Here is a 19146-nt window from a genome sequence, read left to right on the forward strand (position 1 = left end):
AGGTAATCCTCTCCTTATTTTCTTATATCCTTTCTAGTAAGAAAGATCATTTCAATCGGCTATTATTCTTTTGTAGTTGTTAAATGTTATATAATTGAAAAAAGTTTTTTATATCAAAATTTTTATGTTAGATTTCCTAACATTATATTGACAGATAAACTAACATGGCATACAATGTAATTAATCAATCAAAGGAGGAACTGAGATGAGTGACAACATTAGACGAAACACGCCACTTTTTCCAATAGGGATTGTGATGCAATTAACAGAGTTGTCTGCTCGCCAAATTCGTTATTACGAAGAACATGGATTAGTAACACCGGCAAGATCAGAAGGTAAAAGACGATTATTTTCGTTTAATGATGTTGATAAGTTGCTTGAAATAAGAGCGCTTATTGAACAGGGTGTAAACTTAGCAGGTGTAAAGCAACTATTCCATGTGAAAGAGACAGAAGGTACACATGCTCCAAATGAACAAGTAGCAGAAGTGAAAAAGCCTGAATTAACAGATGAACAGCTTCGAAAGTTACTTCGTACAGAGCTTATGCAAGCGGGGCGTTTTAGTCGAGCTGCATTAAATCAAGGAGATATGTCTCGGTTCTTTCATTAATACTTAACATAAGCATATTTGTATGTTTCATTAAACATACTCATATAAAACTTTTTACGAATTTTAGGGGAGGATTATAAAATGGCAAAGTACACGAAAGAAGATATTTTCCGCAAAGTTCAAGAAGAAAACGTGAAGTACATTCGTTTACAATTCACAGATATTTTAGGAACAATTAAAAACGTTGAGATTCCGGTAAGTCAATTAGAAAAAGCGTTAGACAACAAAATGATGTTTGATGGTTCTTCAATTGAAGGATTTGTACGCATTGAAGAGTCTGATATGTATCTGTATCCAGATATTGATACATTTGTTGTGTTCCCATGGACATCTGAGAAAGGTAAAGTAGCACGTTTCATTTGTGACATTTACAATCCAGATGGTACGCCATTTGATGGAGATCCGCGTAATAACCTAAAACGTATCTTAAAGGAAATGGAAGACCTTGGATTCTCTGATTTCAACCTTGGACCTGAGCCTGAGTTTTTCTTATTCAAATTAGACGAAAAAGGCGAGCCTACATTAGAGTTAAACGATAAAGGTGGTTATTTCGACTTAGCACCAACAGATCTTGGTGAAAACTGCCGTCGTGATATCGTATTAGAGCTTGAGGAAATGGGCTTTGAAATTGAAGCATCTCACCATGAGGTAGCTCCTGGACAGCATGAAATTGACTTTAAATATGCGGGTGCATTAAAAGCTTGTGATGACATCCAAACATTTAAGTTAGTTGTAAAAACGATTGCGCGTAAGCATGGTCTTCATGCAACATTCATGCCAAAACCATTATTTGGTGTGAACGGTTCTGGTATGCACTGTAACGTTTCTTTATTCAAAGATGGAGAGAATGCATTCTATGATACAAAAGGTCATTTAGAATTAAGTGAAACAGCACATCAATTTATTGCTGGTATCATCAAGCATGCTCCTAACTTTACAGCTGTAACAAACCCAACTGTAAACTCTTATAAGCGTTTAGTACCTGGTTACGAAGCTCCTTGTTACGTAGCGTGGTCTGCTCGTAACCGTAGTCCATTAATTCGTATTCCAGCTTCTCGTGGTATCGGTACACGTGTTGAAGTACGTAGTGTAGATCCAGCTGCTAACCCTTATTTAGCAATGGCTGTATTATTAAAAGCTGGTTTAGACGGAATCAAGAACAAGCTTGAAGCTCCAAAACCAGTAGATCGTAACATCTATGTAATGACAAAAGAAGAGCGCATCAAAGAAGGTATTGTTGACTTACCAGCAACATTAGCTCAAGCGCTAGACAACTTCAAATCAGACGAAGTTATCGTATCTGCACTAGGTGAACATTTAGCTGAACACTTTGTAGAAGCTAAAGAAATTGAGTGGGATATGTTCCGCACACAAGTTCACCCATGGGAACGCGATCAATATATGAGTATGTATTAATAAAAAAAACCCTTAACATACATGTTAAGGGTTTTTTTGAGTTTAAAAGATAGATAACTTGTTATTAAAAGTTCTTTAAAATATTTCTTACTTTTTAATAGGGCGTTCAAGAGTTAATATTTCATCTTCAAGGGAAGCAAATTGCTGTTCTACTACATGCCTGGCATCTGAGATTGCAGCATTATAAAAATGTGGAGCAAGTGACTCTTTGAAAAAGTCTAATACTCTTTCTGCGGCAAATTCTGATAGTTCTTCTTCTCTTTCTTGGGAAAAGAACAGTTGAATGTCAGTAATCATGGTTTGTTGTTGCTCTTTTGTCATTTTAATAAACATATTGAACATCCTCCATTAAAATAAGTTTGCTGTAACTATACAACGCAACTAGCTGAAATTGTAGTCTTTCATTTTATGAGATAATATGTACAAACTAAAAAAGAGTGTTTGGTGTTTTCGCTTTAAGTATAAAAGGTCTTATGTATTCTAAATAAAATATGTGCTAAATAATCAAACAAGAGAAATACAAAGCATTTAAGAGATTCATATCTATTCAATCATCTCGTGTATTTGTTAACAGTTACTTAATTAAAAAGTGAAAGTAAAACCCCTTTGAATAAAGAGGAAGGATCGTTATTTATTCAAAGGGGTTTGCTTTTTAATAATAACAACAAGATGATGTATCCTTATAACTTTGTAACAGTGAGTCTAATGTTTTTGCTAACTGAATGTATTCGCAACTTGCAGGTCCACTGCTAAAGAAGATCTCATTTAGCTTAATCCGCAAATTAAATAACTCCATCAGTCTAGTTGTTTGCTCTGTTAGTGTGTTTGTATGTAAAGGCTATCTTGCCATTTATGGTAGAAGTATATAATGATAGAAATTCCGTAAAGAACGAAAAAATATTGAAGTGGAGTAATGTTCTTGTATTCTGCAATTTTTAAACTGCCGAGCAACAATGGAAGAGCAATGAAGCACATAAAAGTATCCATTAAAATATTGACAATTGTATACAAAAGAAAGCGGTGCGACGTTAATCGAAAGATCCAAAATGTGCCGACAGCGAAAATACCATATGCGAAGCTAATATCAATCATATAGCCCCAAGGAATAATATATGTATGGATAATCCACCATTTATAATGATAAGCAATTTGAAAAACAATGGTCATTAGTAAACAAGTGAAAATAGTCACGGGCATATAACGCTTAATTGTCGTTTTTGAAGCAAAAAACAATGTGAGCCAAGGAAGAAAGAAAGTGATGAAAAGAGCAACTTTAGCAACCATAAAAGTAATTCTCCTATCCTTAAAATACTCATTACAGTTACTTAGTATTGCTCTCTTCATTTATGTTTATTCATTAAAAAACGAGCTGCTTTGAAGCAGCTCGTTTTTTAATGAATGTTTCGATATACACCAATTACTTTTCCAAGAATGGCTACATTGTGTAGAATAATCGGTTCCATTGTTGAGTTTTCAGGTTGTAAGCGAATGAAAGTCGATTCTTTAAAGAAACGTTTTACAGTTGCTTCATCTTCTTCCGTCATTGCCACAACGATGTCTCCATTGTTCGCTGTTTGTTGTTGGCGAACAATAACCATGTCACCGTCTAATATTCCAGCTTCAATCATACTATCACCCATGATTTCAAGCATAAATACTTGGTCATCTGGTGCTACGTACTTATCAGGAAGAGGAAAGTACTCTTCTACATTTTCAATAGCTGTAATCGGTAAGCCAGCCGTAACTTTACCAATCACTGGAACGTTTACGACACTACTTCTTGGAACAGTTGCACTTTCATCTAAATCCAAAATTTCAATTGCTCTTGGTTTTGTTGGATCGCGACGAATAAGACCTTTGCTTTCAAGTCTTGCAAGGTGACCATGTACAGTAGAACTAGAAGCAAGACCAACTGCTTCTCCAATTTCTCGTACAGAAGGAGGATAACCCTTACCTTTTACTTCTTGCTTTATGAAATTTAATATATCTTGTTGTCGTTTTGATAGCTTCATAATATAACACCCCATATTAGCTATTCGGTAATTTGATTATAACATGCTTATTTTAAAAACACAAACATAAGTTCGAAAAAGTCTTGACACAAAACAAACGTTCGCAATAAAATAAGAACATATATTCTTTCAGGGGGTTATGAATATGAAAAATTATCTAGAATCTATTAAACATTATGTTGGGTTTTTTATTATAATAGGGGCATTGACATTTGTGATGACACTCTTGTTGAGTGATAAACATGTTGACTTGAACCAATATACAATGGTAACAATTGCACAAGGTGATACGTTATGGGGGCTAGCGTTAGAATATGAGCAACATCACCAATTATCATCAAATGAGTTTATACAATGGGTAGAAAAAATGAATGAGTTAAATAAAGTGAAAATTGAAACACTCTCTCCAGGAGAGCAATTATATATACCTGTGTTAAAAGAGGAAATCAATTATGAGACAATATATGCAATAAAGGAAAAATAAAAGGTTGTGGTAAAATGAAGGCTCTTATTTATTGCCGAGTAAGCACGGAAAAAGAGGCGCAAGAGACATCGCTTGTGCGTCAAAAAGAAGAGTTAATGCAGTTAGCGGAAAAGTATTCTTTTACCGTTGAGAAGGTGATTGAAGAAAAAGCAAGCGGATATGAAGTAGATCGAGATGGAATGCTAGAAGTTCTGCAGCTTTTAAAAGAGGAAGATATAAATATTTTACTTGTACAAGATGAAACGAGATTAGGAAGAGGACATGCACGGATTGCTATACTACACTGTCTACAAAAAGAACAGGCTGCAATTTTTACAATTAGTCATCAAGGAGAGTTACAATTATCTGAATCAGATTCTATGGTACTTGAAATTATTAGTATTGTAGAGGAGTATCAACGTAAATTACATAATGCTAAAATTAAACGAGGCATGAAGCGAGCTGTTCAAAAAGGGTATCGACCTGAGAAAAATTTAAAAAACCAACATATCAATTCAGGGCGTGACCGAAAAGAGGCTCCTATCGAAGAGATTGTTCGATTAAGACATAATAAATTAACGTTTGCTGAAATTGCTGTAACGCTTAAAGGCTTTGGTTATAACGTGTCAAAAGCTACTGTTCATAGACGCTACCAAGAATATATGGAGATGAACGATAGTGAATAACTTGCCAAACAATTGTTCATTTAGTAAGATGGCTACATATTAAAATGGATATACCATCTATAAGTAAGGAGTTATGGCATCATGCTTTCACAAGATAAAATTGCACGAATTAATGCCCTTTCTAAAAAATCAAAGGCGGAAGGGTTAACAAAAGAAGAGAAAATCGAACAGCAAGAGCTTCGACAAGAATATTTAAAAACTTTCCGACAGTCTATGACTAACCATCTTCATACAATTAAAGTTGTGGACGAAAAAGGAAATGATGTAACACCGAAAAAATTAAAAGATAGTAAAAAGAATCGCTTGCATTAAAGTTTTTATTTTAAAAGCTATGGGGAAGATACAAAGAACCCATAGTTTTTTTGTATATTTTTGTTTTGTATCACGAAAAATGTAAAAGTGTTGAGAAATTTAAATCAACTATTGTACAAATGAATCAATCATTAGTATGATTACATATATACATAGTTTTGAAAGGAATGAAGAAAGATGACACAACGTATTGAAGACCTTTCAATTGCAACAATCCGTACATTATCAATTGATGCAATTGAGAAAGCGAATTCAGGACATCCAGGGATGCCTATGGGTGCTGCACCAATGACTTATTCTTTATGGACACAATTTATGAACCATAATCCAAAAAATCCAGAGTGGTTTAACAGAGATCGCTTTGTATTATCAGCAGGACACGGTTCCGCGTTATTATATAGCATGTTACATCTAGCTGGTTATGATGTCACAATGGATGATTTAAAAGGATTCCGTCAATGGGGAAGCAAAACACCTGGACATCCTGAATACGGTCATACACCGGGTGTTGAAGCAACAACAGGACCGCTAGGACAAGGTATTGCTATGGCAGTAGGAATGGCAATGGCAGAACGTCATTTGGCGGGAACCTATAACAAAGAGAATTTTGAAATTGTAGACCACTTTACGTATAGCATTTGTGGAGATGGTGACTTAATGGAAGGTGTATCAGCTGAAGCAGCATCATTAGCCGCTCACCTAAAATTAGGACGTTTAGTTGTGCTGTATGATTCAAATGATATCTCGTTAGATGGTGATTTGGATCGCTCTTTCTCTGAAAGTGTCGAAGACCGTTTTAAAGCATACGGTTGGCAAGTGATTCGAGTTGAAAACGGAAATGATTTAGAGGAAATTGGAAAAGCGCTTGAAGAAGCAAAGTCAGACGTAAGTCGTCCGACTTTAATTGAAGTGAAAACAGTTATTGGTTATGGTTCACCAAACCGTGCTGGTACATCTGATGTTCATGGTGCGCCACTTGGATCTGAAGAATTAAAACTAACAAAAGAAGCGTATGCATGGACATTTGAAGAAGACTTCCATGTGCCAGCAGAAGTATACGATCACTTTAACAAACTAATTGTAGAAGATGGCCAGAAGAAGGAAAAAGAATGGAACGAATTATTTGCACAGTATCAAGAAAAATACCCAGAGTTAGCGGCACAATTTGAATTAGCAACGGCTAACAAACTTCCAGAAGGATGGGAAGCATCATTACCAGCATATGAAGTAGGTAAGAGTCTAGCAAGCCGTGCATCTTCAGGTGAAGCACTTAATGCAGTAGCTCAAGCTGTTCCACAATTTTTTGGTGGATCTGCTGATTTAGCTGGATCAAACAAAACAATGATTAAAGGTTCTGGTGACTTTACAGCAGAAGATTACAGCGGCCGTAACATTTGGTTTGGTGTACGTGAATTCGCAATGGGTGCGGCATTAAATGGAATGGCTGTTCATGGTGGATTAAAGGTCTTTGGTGGTACGTTCTTCGTATTCTCGGATTACCTTCGTCCAGCTATTCGTTTAGCAGCATTAATGAAGCTACCTGTTACGTATGTATTCACACACGATAGTATTGCCGTAGGAGAAGATGGCCCAACGCATGAACCGATTGAGCAATTGCCATCTTTACGTGCGATGCCTGGCCTTTCTGTTATGCGTCCAGCCGATGCGAACGAAACAGCAGCAGCATGGCGTTTAGCAATTGAGTCAACAGATACACCAACCGCTCTTGTGCTTACAAGACAAAACTTGCCAACACTTGAAGGTACGAAAGAACATGCATACGAAGGTGTGTCTAAAGGTGCATATGTTGTATCAAAAGCCGATAAAGAAGAAGCGGATGCTTTAATTTTAGCAACAGGCTCTGAAGTAAGCCTAGCAGTTGAAGCGCAAAAAGCTCTTGCAACAGAAGGCATTCACGTATCAGTTGTAAGTATGCCAGCATGGGATCGTTTTGAAAAGCAATCAGCTGAGTATAAAAACAGTGTTATTCCGAAATCTGTGAAAAAGCGCTTAGCAATTGAAATGGCAAATCCATTAGGTTGGGAGCGTTACGTTGGAGATGAGGGTGCAATTTTAGCTATCGACGGTTTCGGTGCATCTGCTCCTGGTGAAGTAATCATGAAAGAATATGGATTTACAGTTGAAAATGTAGTAGCGAAAGTAAAAGCATTAATGAACTAATAAAAAAGGTCAAGCAGGGAAAAACACTCTGTTTGACACCTTCTATAAAATCCCTTGCCCGTAATATCCGTTAAAATGAATGGATTAATAGGTAAGGGATTTTACTTTTACTATTTGAAAATCTTTTTAGCTAGTATGAGCAAGGTGTAAGTTTTTCACAATCGGTTGAAGAACGAAGCAGCTGCAGTGGAGTTAGTTGAAAAACTTCGCGCGATGATTAGATGAAAAAGAGGTAGAGCGTATAAAAAACGGCTGTTTTAAAAAGAATTCGACAAAAAAAGTGAATGATTTTTACGTAAATAGACAAGGATTTTGATGTAAACAAGCTATAATGAACGTAGGAAGATATATAAAGCGGAAGTGGATTGGGAAAGGAGAGAGTATGTGAGAACATTTTATGTGTTTCTAATGCAAGAAGAAGTTGCAATGCATTATTTCAGAAGAGAATCGTTTCTTTATGATTTGTTTCGCGCTTATAAAACAAATCAGTCGAATGAGCATGAATATATACAGAAACAGGTAAAATATATCACAAGACCGATTCCTTTTAAGGCCATTAAAACAGCTCTTGAACAGACATTTTCAGAAAAAGTTCATTTTCATAGTAGCCATAATAAGTATAGTTTACTGTTACCTAACAAAAAAAGTCGTGCAACACTGCTTGCAAAAGAACAAGCGATTATCATAAAAGCAGACGGATCAATTGATGCTGATACCGCATTTTTTGAGGTATTAAGAAAGTTTGATAAGTATTTTTTAGCAATTGATTTTAATGCTGAACAATATGGATGGTTGAGACCAATTAAAAAAAGGAATTTTGTATAAATATTTAAAGAAATTGAAAAGGAAATATTGTATAATAACGATTGGTTTAGTACACTGTAATGTAGACAACATGAAGGAGGAAGTAGTAATATGTGGCAGCTTATTCTAGTCGGTGTTCTAGCATTGCTTGCTGGAGTCGCACTAGGATTTTTCATTGCTCGTAGATATATGATGAGCTATCTAAAGAAAAATCCACCTATCAATGAACAAATGTTAAAAATGATGATGATGCAAATGGGTATGAAACCATCGCAGAAGAAAATCAATCAAATGATGAAAGCGATGAACAGTCAAATTAAATAACCGTTCATTGGACAGGCACTCTTACTAGTAGGGTGTCTTTCGTTATATTTTGAGATGTCAGAAAAAACAAAAAACGGAGGGCGTATGAGTGTATTTAACGATTTGTGGTGGTTTTTTAAACAAGAAAAACGATCCTATATAATAGGTGTTCTATTGCTAGCATTGGTTGCGTTGTTAGGATTGATTCCTCCTAAAGTCATAGGTTATGTAGTAGACAACATACAAAATGATACGATGACGTCTGAATTTTTATTGAAAATTTCGGTGCTATTGGTTGTTGTCGTTGCGACGACTTATATTGCACGATATATATGGCGAATAATGATTTTTGGCACATCGGTGAAATTGGCGAGACAATTGCGAAATACACTGTATGAGCATTTTACCAAAATGCCTCAATCATTTTATCAGAGAAAGCGTACAGGGGATTTAATGGCTCATGCTACAAATGACTTGCAAGCGATTCAACAAACAGCAGGAGTAGGTGTACTAACGTTAGTAGATTCCGTGATGACAGGTAGCTTTGTTCTTCTTACAATGGCTTTTACAATTAGTTGGAAGCTAACGCTTATTAGTTTACTACCAATGCCTTTTATGGCGTTATCAACCAGCTACTATGGAAGGCTGTTACATAAACGATTTCATAAAGCACAAGAAGCATTCTCTTCCCTCAATGACAAGGTGCAAGAAAGTGTGAGTGGAATAAAAGTTATCAAAACATTCGGAGAAGAAGAACAAGAGATTGCAGAATTCGAAAGGCAATCAAAAGATGTTGTGAAGAAGAATATTGCTGTGGCGAAAGTGGATTCATTATTTGATCCTACAATTTCATTAATTGTTAGCTTTTCCTTCTTGTTAGCAATTGGATTTGGCTCACAAATGGTCATTCAAAATAATTTATCATTAGGAGAATTAGTAACATTCACCACTTATCTAGGGTTATTAATTTGGCCGATGCTTGCATTTGGGTGGCTATTTAATATTGTTGAAAGAGGTCGCGCATCTTATGATCGTGTAATTGCTTTGTTGAATGAAAAAGAAGAGATTATCGACCAAGAAAATGCCATACATACACCACCTATTGGAAACCTTGATGTTCACATTCATTCTTTCTCTTATCCAGGGAACAAAGATTTTGCACTGACAAATGTATCGTTTACATTAGAAAAAGGCCAAACACTCGGCATAGTAGGGAGAACGGGTGCTGGTAAAACCACATTGCTAAAGCTTCTTATTCGTGAATTTGATTTACAGGACGGCTATATCCAATTTGGATTGCATTACATTAATCACTATTCCTTAGAAGCATTGCGATTAAGTGTTGGATATGTGCCACAAGATCATTTTTTATTTTCCACGACTGTAGCAGATAATATCGCATTTGCAAAGCCAGGTGCAAAGTTGAGTGATATTTATGATGCTGCTAAAGTTGCGAACGTGCACCAAGATATTGTTGAATTTTCAGATGGATATGAAACAATTGTGGGGGAAAAAGGGGTATCTTTGTCAGGAGGACAAAAGCAACGTATTTCGATTGCGCGTGCTGTGTTACTAAATCCAGAGCTACTTATACTAGATGATTCATTATCTGCTGTTGATGCAAAAACAGAAGAGCTTATTTTGCAATCATTAAAGGATAATCGAGAAAATCGTACGACTATTATTACATCACATCGTTTAAGCTCCATTCAACACGCAGATTTAATTGTGGTGCTAGATAATGGCCAAATCATACAGCAAGGTACCCATAGTCATTTAATTGAACAAGATGGTTGGTATAAAGAGATGTATATCCGACAGCAGCTTGAAACAATGGTAGAGCACGGGGGTTAAAAGAATGAATGAACATTTATCCAATCAAGAACAAAATCGAGTACTAAAGCGACTTTTGAGTTATATGAAACCTCATAAAAAAGCGTTTGTTGTAGCATTTTCATTGCTTATTTTAACAACTATAGCTGATATTGTTGGTCCTATTTTAATTAAGATTTTTATTGATGATTATTTAACTCCAAGAAATTTAGATGTTCAACCATTGACAATACTAGTCAGTATTTATTTGCTCGTAAATGTTTCAAAGGTCATGATTCAGTATCTTCAATCTTTAAAATTTCAAGAGATTGCACTGACAATTATTCAAGAGATGCGAGTGGATTTATTTTCAAAAGTTCAGCACCTAGGAATGAAATACTTCGATCAAACACCAACGGGCAGTATCATTTCTAGAGTAACAAATGACACAGAGGCAATTAAAGACATGTTTGTTGAAGTTGTTTCAACTTTTCTGCAAAATGGTGTACTTCTAATTGGTATTTTTGTAGCCATGTTTATTTTAGATGTGAAATTAGCGTTGTTTTGCCTCATTTTGTTGCCATGTTTGTTTGCTTTAATGAAAACGTATCGTCATTTTAGTTCAATTTATTATAAAAGAATGAGAGAAAGATTAAGTCAACTAAATGCGAAGCTAAACGAATCACTTCAAGGTATGGCCATTATTCAAGTTTTTCGTCAAGAAAGAAGGCTACGTAAAGAATTTCAAGAAATTAATGATCAACACTATGAAGCTGGTATTAAAAACATTAAATTAGATGGCTTATTACTTCGTCCTGCCGTGGATGTTTTATATGTATTGTCTATCATTATGGTGTTAAACTATTTTGGGATTTCTGCAATGGATAGCCCAATTGAGATTGGTGTTCTATATGCGTTTGTTAGTTATTTAGATCGTTTCTTTGAGCCTGTTAATCAAATGATGATGCGCTTGTCTATTTATCAACAAGCAATTATTGCTGCATCTCGTGTTTTTCAAGTATTAGATGAAAGAGAAATGGCCCCAGCTGGGAAAGTAGATAGCGAAGATAAGATCAATGTGGGAGAAGTGGAATTTCAAAATGTTACATTTTCATATGATGGAGAAAGAGATGTTTTGAAAAACATTACCTTTAAGGTAAAGAAAGGAGAAACGGTCGCGTTAGTTGGCCATACAGGTAGTGGAAAAAGTTCTATTATTAATTTGCTGCTACGTTTTTATGATACGAAAAAAGGTAGAATACTGATTGATGGTAAATCTATTGAAACATATTCTAATCATGAATTAAGAAAGCACATTGGACTTGTTTTACAAGATCCATTTCTATTTGCAAATTCTGTACATCGTAATATTGCATTACATGATGAACAAATGAGTCGAGCAGAAGTAGAGAGAGCAGCTCAGTTTGTTCAAGCGAACTCATTTATCAAAACGCTCCCTGATCAATATGATGAGGTGTTAGTTGAAAGAGGCTCAACCTTATCAAGTGGACAACGACAATTGGTTGCATTTGCACGGACGATTGCGAGAGACCCTAAAATTCTTGTTTTAGATGAAGCGACTGCCCATATTGATACTGAAACAGAAGAATCCATTCAAGAAGCGCTCGATAAAATGAGGAAAGGAAGAACAACGATTGCAATTGCTCATCGATTATCAACGATTCAAAATGCTGATAACATTCTCGTTTTATATAAAGGAGAAATTGTGGAGCAAGGAAATCATCACATGCTTATTAAACAAAAAGGGTTATATTATAAGATGTATTTGCTTCAAAATGGGCTAGACAAAGAGCTTGGAGAAATTGCGGAAAGTTAAGTGATAAACGTACGGCATTCGAAAAAGTATGTTAAAATAGAAAAAACAACCTCTATCAGTTAGAGGTTGTTTGCCTTGTGTGAAGGAGCTTGATTGTAGATATTTAGCAAGTGGTCTAGCTCTTGGCTATGCTTAATAGCTGGAGGAGAATTTAAGCCTTTTCGGCTAACAATATAGATAAGTTCTTCGCGTTTTTTTTCAATTTGTAATAGCAAATCTTGTTTCAACACAGCTTGTATCCCTTCTTCGCCTATCTTTTTCCTAATTATACAAGATAATGGAACTTTTTGAAAGCGTATTAGCAGAAAATAAGGTTATATGACAATTAAATAAAGGAGATGAATTTTTATGGGGGACATTAACTTATTTTTAGCATTTGGCGCAGGATTTTTATCATTCATTTCACCTTGCTGTTTACCGCTCTATCCAGCGTTTTTGTCCTATATTACGGGTGTATCAGTCAGTGATTTAAAAGAAGAAAATGGCATGCTTGAACGAAAAAGTTTATTACATACAACGTTTTTTTTACTTGGATTTTCAAGTATTTTTATTGCAATTGGCTTTGGTACTTCGCTGATTGGGAGTTGGTTCATTGATTACCAAGATCTTATTCGACAAGTAGGCGCCATCCTCATCATTTTCTTTGGTCTTGTGGTCATTGGAATCTTTAAACCTCGCTTTTTAATGACAGATCGTAAGCTTACTTTTTCAAACAAGCCATCTGGTTTAATTGGATCATCTTTAATTGGGATGGCTTTTGCTGCTGGATGGACACCTTGTACAGGTCCTATTCTCGTATCTGTTATTGCGTTGGCTGCGACAAACCCTGGCTCTGGTATGTTATATATGATTGCGTACTCACTAGGGTTCTCAATTCCATTTTTCATCATGTCATTCTTTATTGGAAAAATGAAGTGGATTAAAAAGCATAATCTGAAAATCGTAAAGATTGGTGGATATGCGATGATTGCAATGGGAATTGTTTTATACTTTGACTGGATGACAAAGATTATAATCTATACTAGTAATCTCTTTGGTGGTTTTACAGGCTTTTAATAGACTCACTCGATTCTTGTCGGAATGTTTTTCTTGAAAAACATTTTAATCATTGATAAAGTAAAAAATAGAAAAATAAGAAAAAAGTCCTATTTTATCGTTGTGTTCAGGATTAAATATAGGCGGAGGGCTAAAAGGTGGCAAGAATACTAATTGTAGATGATGCAAAATTTATGAGAATGACATTAACAAGTATTTTACAAAATGCTAATCATGTAGTCATTGGTGAAGCTGAAAACGGTAACGAAGCCATTGAATTATATCAGTCTTTAAAACCGGACCTCGTAACAATGGATATAACGATGCCAGAAATGAGTGGGATTGAGGCGGTTAAGCACATTAAAAAAGAGGATCCGTCTGCAAAAATTGTTATGTGTTCTGCCATGGGCCAACAAAAAATGGTGGTAGAAGCAATTGAAGCAGGTGCAAAGGACTTTATTATCAAGCCATTTGATGAAATTCGAGTACTTGATGCAATAAATCGAGTTTTAAGGTAAACCATTTAAGAAAATCATCTTAGATGGTTTTTTGTTTGTAAAAAATCACTATTTCTTTGGAAGATTGGGAGTGATACAATGTAACCGTTATGCTTTAAATTTTATAAAAGAGGTGTCATCCTTGAAAGAAATTCTACTCATTTTAATTTTACAACTTATTTACGTACCTATCTTAACGTTAAGAACCATTTTTCTCGTCAAAGGAATGAGCATGTATGCATCTGTTTTTGGTTTTGTTGAAGCGTTAATATATGTATTTGGTTTATCTTTAGTTTTCTCAGGTGATCAAAGTACATGGGCCATGATTGTGTATGCAGTTGGATTTGGTATCGGTATTATTTTAGGTAGCTACATTGAATCTAGACTTGCTATTGGTTACACAACATTTTTAGTGAACTTGATGACGAAAAATGAAGAGTTGATTAATCGTTTGCGACAAGAAGGGTTTGGAGTCACCGTTTATTATGGTGAAGGTCGAGATAGTGCGCGCTATCGATTGGATATTTTAACAAAAAGAAGTCGAGAAGAAGAGTTATTATCATTTATTGAAGAATATGAGCCGAGAGCATTTATTATTTCTTATGAACCGCGTAAATTTAAGGGTGGCTTCTTGTTAAAATCGCTGAAAAAACAAAAGCCGAAAAAACAAATAAAAGAACAAGGACCAAGTTCAAAGTAAGAAACATTTTCTTTTTGTTGCCTTTAAACTATAATAAAAATAGGTTCCTTTTATGAAGTGTCAGCTTATAAAAGGCTCCTATTTTTATTAGTACATAAAGCGGCTTCATTTATTACTACGATGAAAAGGAAGGATTTCATTGGCTATTGCATCAACTATTATGGCAATTTTTATGGCTTCACTGATGCTCTTCATTCGCATGAAAGCTGCAAAGAAGCCTGTTAACGCTAAAAAGATTATTTTACCACCTATTTTTATGAGTACGGGAGCGCTCATGTTTATTCACCCACTGTTTCGATTAACAGCTGCCGAATTTTTGGAAGCGCTTCTTGTTGGAATGATATTTTCGTTATTTTTAATTAAAACATCGAAGTTCGAAGTAAGGGAAAACGACATATACTTAAAACGCTCCAAAGCATTTGTATTTATTTTAATTGGGCTATTAGTGATAAGAATTGTAGCGAAATTATACTTAAGCGCAACGATTGATGTGGGACAGCTTGGCGGGATGTTCTGGGTGTTAGCATTTGGGATGATTGTACCATGGCGAGTTTCTATGTATTATTCTTATAGAAAGCTTGAGCGTGACATTCACTCAAAGCCAGTGGATCAACTTATTTAAAAAAGGAACCATCAACATGACTCTTTGTAAGTAAAGAATCGTGTTGATGGTTCCTTTTTAGTTGTAAATATTAGAATAAATGATGGTAAGGCGTTACATCAATTTGTTTTTCATTTAACGTTTTTAACAAAAATTTATGATCACGCTTAGGTGTAGCCAAAATGTATCCACGCACAACTAAGTCTTGTGTGATTTTTTTTGCTTTTTCATCTATTGCTAGTTGTCCAATTCTTCCTGCGATTTTCTGACGTGCTACATCTCGAAATAGCTCAGGTACAGGCTGAACTAACTCTTCTAAAAGTTGTTTTTGATCTTTTGGCCACAAGTGTCTTGTTTTTTTAAGATAGTAATCTTGCCAGTCTAATTCAGACATTCCATCTTCTTTTGGTAAGCGTTTTAAAAATTTGCGAAACATAAAGAACCCACCGATTGCAAACATCCCAACTAAAAATACAACCCAGAATAAAATAAACCATAAAAACCAACCGCTTAACATATGTTCACCTCTATGTACTTGTCAATCTCTAAAACTATTCTATCTTATCGTTTTATGGAATGAAAGAACAATTGACATAAATTCTTATGATTTCATTGAGATAAGTCTCTTTTGATTTAAGCTCTTTTCTGAAAGATTGTCGTTATTAGATTAGTTTCTTGGAATTTAGCTACACCGCACTACTTGTTAAATCGCAACAACTGTACAAAAATAGCCCTAACTTAAAGGGTCATGACGAATGAAGAGGAAGTAGAAAGAATCAAAAAGAATTTCTAAAGCTGGTTACCTACTTTCTAGGTAGAAGAGTACGTAAACGTCATGTATATTTTACTAGGATGATAATAAAAATGGACTTACCGATGAAACGGTAAGTCCATTTGGTTTTTAACTAGCTAGAGAATCTGATTTTTTATATAAGCCTGGTTCATCATAATCTACTTGTAAGCCTTCTGTTATATTGCTTCTTGCTTTTTTGAAGAAAAGAAGAAGGAATACAATTGTAACGAAAGTTGCAACGGCATATGAGATTTGTAATGAGAGGCCAAATCCAATTGGCGCATTTATAATATAGGTTGTTGTAGCCATTGTCATAAACATAGCTGGAATCGTTGAAATCCAATGATTTTTTCCTTTCACAATTAAATACATGGATGCAATCCAAAGTGCAATAACCGCAGTCGATTGATTTGCCCAAGAGAAGTATCTCCATAATAGTGTGAAGTCAATCTTTGTAAGTGCAAATGCAATAACAAACAATGGTGCAGCAATCATCATACGGTTTACAAATTTCTTCTGAGAGAAATGAATATAATCTGCAATAATCATACGTGCTGATCGGAACGCTGTGTCACCTGACGTAATTGGTAATACGATAACACCGATAATTGCAAGTGTACCACCAATGGCACCCAACATCGTAGTAGATACTTCAGTAACAACAGCAGCTGGTCCTCCAGAATTAATCATAGCACTTAGATCTTGTCCATTAAATAAGCTCATAGCTGCGGCAGCCCAAATCATGGCAATCATTGCTTCAGCAATCATCATGCCATAGAACACTTTACGACCAGAACGCTCATCTTGTAATGTACGTGAAATAATAGGAGATTGTGTAGCATGAAATCCCGAAAGCGCCCCACAAGAAATAGTTAAGAATAGAAGTGGGAAAATCGGTACGTTATCAGGGTGCATATTAGTAAAAGATAGTTCAGGGATAGGTGCTCCTTTAATAATGAGCATACTACCAATTCCAACCGCACTAATGATAAGGAATGCACCTAAGATTGGGTAAACACGACCAATGATTTTATCAATTGGTAAAATAGTTGATAAAATATAATAAACAAAAATAGCTAAAATAATGATAGACATTGGAATTGCTTCATTCGTTAAGCCGTTAATTAAAGCGGCTGGAGAAGTAATAAATACAGTTCCTACTAATACTAGTAATAAAATAGAAAAACCGTTTACGACATGTTTTAATGTATTACCTAAAAATTTTCCAGCTAGCTCTGGGATGTGAGCACCACGATTACGAATGGAAATCATACCTGTTAAATAATCGTGAACAGCCCCTGCAAAGATTGCTCCGATTACAATCCATACGAAGGCAACAGGACCATAAAGTGCACCCATAATTGGACCGAATATTGGCCCCACACCTGCGATGTTTAATAACTGAATTAATGAATTCTTTTTATTATTCATTGGTACATAATCAATACCGTCTTTCATTGAATAAGCAGGTGTTTGTCTTGCTTGTTTAATCCCAAACGTTCGTTCAACAACCTTTCCATATACAATATAGCCGATAATTAATAGAACGAAAGATGATAAAAATGTAATCAATGTTCTATCCCTCCAATTTAGTGAAAACGTTTTCTATTCACCTACTATTATACTAATTGGAGAATAAAAGAAAAGATTATTCTGACAAAATTTGATAAAACGATAGAAAATTGTCGAAGTGATTTAGAAAAACACATGTTTATCCTTTTTAACTTTAGGGCTAACCAAATGGAGTAAAATATATAGGAAGATGAGGAAGAAGGAGAATGTTTTATAAGTAACTATTTTGCTCCTTAAATTCTCCTTCAAAGGTCATCCGTTTAGGTTTACGATTTTTAGGAATAGATGAGACGGTTAGTTGCTGTAGTGATGAGCAAAAGGTAATTGAGCATAGATGTGTTTAAAGGATAAGAATAAAAAGTGAAATTCCTGAAACGTTAACGCTTCAATGGTATAGGTATCTAAAAAGTCTTCTAACAGTTCTGTTGAGATAGAATCAAATAAACCAAACACTTCAAATCGATAACGAAACTGGTTATAAATAGGACTTAGTCCATAAAAATCAAAGATATCTTCAACTTGTTGGGCGTTCATTATCATCCCTCCTTACCTTTAGTATTGAAGATAAATCTTATTTTTAAACATTTTGCGATGCTTCAATTAAGTCAATATGATAAAGTGTAAGGAATGAATAAAGTTGGAGGTTAAAGATGTTTACGTATGTTACATTGTTAGGTTTTTTGGCATTTTTAGTATATGCCAGCACGTTTAGTTACTCTGTTTTTAAACGAGACGGGAAAGTAAAGAAAAATGGGATTCGTGTATTCGTTAGTTTTTTAATTATGATTATTGGCTTTATAGGATTGGCTCTTCAATAAAGTAAAAAAGTTCTGTGTTGTGATAAAGAAACGAATATGCTTTTGACAATTTTGCTATTGTATTTTATAGTGTAATTCTGAACGAACATATGTGTGTATTTATTAGAAAGAAGGTGGCATGTGTGAAGTATCGTACGCATATTGTTACATCAGTTGCTGCTGGCGCAGGGGTTGTAACAACAACCGATATTTCATTTACATTCCCATATGTAATTGGAATTGCATTAGGAGCTCTTATCCCTGATATCGATGAGCCAAATTCATTTATAGGAAGACGCTCTTTTGGACTAGCGAGGTTAATTAAAACAGCCTTTGGTCACCGCGGGATTACGCATTCTTTATTAGCGTGTTTTTTATTTGTTCTTCTTTATCAGAAATATCCTAGTGATTTTACTTTAGGAATTGCAATAGGGTATGCGTTTCATATTGTTGGAGATTTCTTTTCTAAGAGAGGGGTACCGCTATTTTCACCTTTATTTAAAAAGAAAATGAAATCACCATTAACCTATGAAACAGGGGGATCACAAGAAACAGTCCTTTTTTACATAGCTTTATTTACGCTTATCTATTTTTTATATGAGCACAAGTTGTACTTACAGCTATTATCGTAAAATTGAATAGTCTTTACATTCATTAGTAAATGTCTAAGACAATGTAACACACTCATCGTATCATGAAATGTGTTACATCCATC

General features: G+C 35.0%; 23 protein-coding genes. 16 read left to right on the plus strand and 7 right to left on the minus strand.

The genetic code is table 11. The features are described 5' to 3' along the window. Window positions 1–205 precede the first annotated feature (205 nt). Both JOC83_RS03955 and glnA read left to right on the plus strand, forming a co-directional pair. Entirely contained in the window at window positions 206–610 is a 405-nt protein-coding gene (locus tag JOC83_RS03955; RefSeq protein ID WP_205184022.1) for a MerR family transcriptional regulator, read from the plus strand. Between the two features lie 81 nt (window positions 611–691). After that, window positions 692–2026: a type I glutamate--ammonia ligase gene (gene glnA / locus JOC83_RS03960; RefSeq protein ID WP_205184024.1), complete on the plus strand. Its 1335-nt coding sequence runs from the start codon at window positions 692–694 to the stop codon at window positions 2024–2026. Window positions 2027–2113: 87 nt separating this feature from the next. Here the strand turns inward: glnA and JOC83_RS03965 are convergent, their stop codons facing one another. The 3 genes from JOC83_RS03965 to lexA all read right to left on the minus strand — a co-directional run bounded on the left by JOC83_RS03965 (window position 2114) and on the right by lexA (window position 4041). Continuing rightward, complete coding sequence (locus JOC83_RS03965) at window positions 2114–2359, minus strand: DUF2164 domain-containing protein (RefSeq protein WP_205184026.1); 246 nt, start codon at window positions 2357–2359, stop codon at window positions 2114–2116. A 483-nt stretch (window positions 2360–2842) separates the two neighbouring features. Continuing rightward, entirely contained in the window at window positions 2843–3310 is a 468-nt protein-coding gene (locus JOC83_RS03970) for a hypothetical protein (RefSeq protein ID WP_205184029.1), read from the minus strand. Window positions 3311–3417: 107 nt separating this feature from the next. Next, entirely contained in the window at window positions 3418–4041 is a 624-nt protein-coding gene (lexA, locus tag JOC83_RS03975; RefSeq protein ID WP_205184820.1) for a transcriptional repressor LexA, read from the minus strand. 142 nt (window positions 4042–4183) lie between these two features. Between lexA and yneA the strand changes: the two genes are divergently transcribed. The 8 genes from yneA to JOC83_RS04015 all read left to right on the plus strand — a co-directional run bounded on the left by yneA (window position 4184) and on the right by JOC83_RS04015 (window position 12436). Beyond that, window positions 4184–4522, plus strand: a complete 339-nt coding sequence (yneA, locus tag JOC83_RS03980) for a cell division suppressor protein YneA (protein WP_205184032.1) — start codon at window positions 4184–4186, stop codon at window positions 4520–4522. A 14-nt stretch (window positions 4523–4536) separates the two neighbouring features. Then, a complete protein-coding gene (locus JOC83_RS03985; RefSeq protein ID WP_205184036.1) occupies window positions 4537–5187 on the plus strand; it encodes a YneB family resolvase-like protein in 651 nt (216 codons plus the stop codon). Between the two features lie 81 nt (window positions 5188–5268). Continuing rightward, window positions 5269–5499, plus strand: a complete 231-nt coding sequence (locus JOC83_RS03990) for a DUF896 domain-containing protein (protein WP_205184039.1) — start codon at window positions 5269–5271, stop codon at window positions 5497–5499. Window positions 5500–5676: 177 nt separating this feature from the next. After that, a complete protein-coding gene (gene tkt / locus JOC83_RS03995) occupies window positions 5677–7680 on the plus strand; it encodes a transketolase (protein WP_205184042.1) in 2004 nt (667 codons plus the stop codon). Window positions 7681–8064: 384 nt separating this feature from the next. After that, window positions 8065–8505 carry a sporulation inhibitor of replication protein SirA gene (sirA, locus tag JOC83_RS04000; protein ID WP_205184046.1) on the plus strand — a complete coding sequence of 147 codons (441 nt, stop codon included), beginning with the start codon at window positions 8065–8067 and terminating at the stop codon, window positions 8503–8505. 90 nt (window positions 8506–8595) lie between these two features. Next, entirely contained in the window at window positions 8596–8808 is a 213-nt protein-coding gene (locus JOC83_RS04005; protein ID WP_205184049.1) for a YneF family protein, read from the plus strand. 84 nt (window positions 8809–8892) lie between these two features. Beyond that, window positions 8893–10641, plus strand: coding sequence for an ABC transporter transmembrane domain-containing protein (locus JOC83_RS04010; RefSeq protein ID WP_205184068.1), 1749 nt, complete (start codon window positions 8893–8895; stop codon window positions 10639–10641). 4 nt (window positions 10642–10645) lie between these two features. Continuing rightward, window positions 10646–12436, plus strand: coding sequence for an ABC transporter ATP-binding protein (locus JOC83_RS04015; protein ID WP_205184084.1), 1791 nt, complete (start codon window positions 10646–10648; stop codon window positions 12434–12436). A gap of 59 nt (window positions 12437–12495) precedes the next feature. On the opposite strand, the gene JOC83_RS04020 is transcribed toward JOC83_RS04015, so the two are convergent. Continuing rightward, window positions 12496–12666, minus strand: a complete 171-nt coding sequence (locus JOC83_RS04020) for a Spo0E family sporulation regulatory protein-aspartic acid phosphatase (protein ID WP_205184086.1) — start codon at window positions 12664–12666, stop codon at window positions 12496–12498. Window positions 12667–12784: 118 nt separating this feature from the next. Here JOC83_RS04020 and JOC83_RS04025 point away from each other — a divergent pair, with 118 nt between their 5' ends. The 4 genes from JOC83_RS04025 (at window position 12785) to JOC83_RS04040 (ending at window position 15290) form a co-directional block, all read left to right on the plus strand. Then, window positions 12785–13492, plus strand: a complete 708-nt coding sequence (locus JOC83_RS04025; RefSeq protein ID WP_205184088.1) for a cytochrome c biogenesis CcdA family protein — start codon at window positions 12785–12787, stop codon at window positions 13490–13492. Between the two features lie 137 nt (window positions 13493–13629). After that, the gene (locus JOC83_RS04030; RefSeq protein ID WP_205184091.1) at window positions 13630–13989 is read left to right on the plus strand and encodes a response regulator; all 360 of its coding nucleotides are present in this window, start codon (window positions 13630–13632) and stop codon (window positions 13987–13989) included. Window positions 13990–14110: 121 nt separating this feature from the next. After that, window positions 14111–14668: a DUF2179 domain-containing protein gene (locus tag JOC83_RS04035; RefSeq protein ID WP_205184094.1), complete on the plus strand. Its 558-nt coding sequence runs from the start codon at window positions 14111–14113 to the stop codon at window positions 14666–14668. Window positions 14669–14807: 139 nt separating this feature from the next. Next, on the plus strand, window positions 14808–15290 hold the full coding sequence (locus JOC83_RS04040; RefSeq protein ID WP_205184097.1) for a CcdC family protein: 483 nt from the start codon (window positions 14808–14810) through the stop codon (window positions 15288–15290). A gap of 70 nt (window positions 15291–15360) precedes the next feature. Here JOC83_RS04040 and JOC83_RS04045 read toward each other — a convergent pair whose 3' ends face one another. The 3 genes from JOC83_RS04045 to JOC83_RS04055 all read right to left on the minus strand — a co-directional run bounded on the left by JOC83_RS04045 (window position 15361) and on the right by JOC83_RS04055 (window position 18168). After that, window positions 15361–15786, minus strand: a complete 426-nt coding sequence (locus JOC83_RS04045) for a DUF2621 domain-containing protein (protein ID WP_205184100.1) — start codon at window positions 15784–15786, stop codon at window positions 15361–15363. A 384-nt stretch (window positions 15787–16170) separates the two neighbouring features. Then, window positions 16171–17634 (minus strand): carbon starvation CstA family protein, encoded by a 1464-nt coding sequence (locus JOC83_RS04050; RefSeq protein ID WP_205184104.1) that lies wholly within the window; start codon window positions 17632–17634, stop codon window positions 16171–16173. A gap of 294 nt (window positions 17635–17928) precedes the next feature. Further along, a complete protein-coding gene (locus JOC83_RS04055; RefSeq protein ID WP_205184107.1) occupies window positions 17929–18168 on the minus strand; it encodes a hypothetical protein in 240 nt (79 codons plus the stop codon). A 116-nt stretch (window positions 18169–18284) separates the two neighbouring features. Here JOC83_RS04055 and JOC83_RS04060 point away from each other — a divergent pair, with 116 nt between their 5' ends. Together JOC83_RS04060 and JOC83_RS04065 are read left to right on the plus strand one after the other, a co-directional pair. Then, entirely contained in the window at window positions 18285–18452 is a 168-nt protein-coding gene (locus JOC83_RS04060) for a hypothetical protein (protein WP_205184110.1), read from the plus strand. Window positions 18453–18574: 122 nt separating this feature from the next. Continuing rightward, a complete protein-coding gene (locus JOC83_RS04065) occupies window positions 18575–19063 on the plus strand; it encodes a metal-dependent hydrolase (RefSeq protein ID WP_205184113.1) in 489 nt (162 codons plus the stop codon). Window positions 19064–19146: the final 83 nt, after the last annotated feature.

It is taken from the genome of Priestia iocasae (genome assembly GCF_016909075.1).
GTDB lineage: Bacteria > Bacillota > Bacilli > Bacillales > Bacillaceae_H > Priestia > Priestia iocasae.